The organism is Mycobacterium sp. 1165178.9 (assembly GCF_001673555.1).
Classification (GTDB): domain Bacteria; phylum Actinomycetota; class Actinomycetes; order Mycobacteriales; family Mycobacteriaceae; genus Mycobacterium.
Genome location: NZ_LZMB01000320.1, coordinates 1 through 627 on the forward strand (window position 1 = coordinate 1; position 627 = coordinate 627).

Annotated in this window: 1 pseudogene; it reads left to right on the plus strand. The window is 67.6% G+C overall.

Going from position 1 to position 627, the window contains the following annotated elements:
- Positions 1-556, plus strand: a pseudogene (gene manB / locus A5652_RS13945) (phosphomannomutase/phosphoglucomutase); the annotation flags it as partial.
- Positions 557-627: the final 71 nt, after the last annotated feature.

Sequence of the window (627 nt, forward strand, 5' to 3'; positions counted from 1 at the left end):
CTTCGAGCTCGACGGCTCGTTTCCCAATCACGAGGCCAACCCACTCGACCCCGCCAACCTGGTGGACCTGCAGGCTTTCGTGCGTGAGACCGGCGCCGACATCGGGCTGGCCTTCGACGGCGACGCCGACCGCTGTTTCGTGGTCGACGAACGCGGCAACCCCGTGTCGCCGTCGACGGTGACCAGCCTGGTGGCCGCCCGTGAGTTGAGCCGGGAGATCGGCGCGACGATCATCCACAACGTGATCACCTCGCGCGCGGTGCCCGAACTTGTCGCCGAGCGCGGCGGCACGCCGCTGCGGTCCCGGGTAGGGCACTCCTATATCAAGGCGCTGATGGCCGACACCGGCGCGATTTTCGGCGGCGAACATTCGGCGCACTACTACTTCCGCGACTTCTGGGGTGCCGACTCCGGGATGCTGGCGGCGCTGTACGTGCTGGCCGCCCTCGGCGAGCAGGACCGCCCGCTGTCGGAGGTCACCGCGGACTACCAGCGCTATGAGTCATCCGGCGAGATCAACTTCACCGTCGCCGACGCCGGGCAATGCACGGAAGCCTGCAGGTCCACCAGGTTGGCGGGGTCGAGTGGGTTGGCCTCGTGATTGGGAAACGAGCCGTCGAGCTCGAA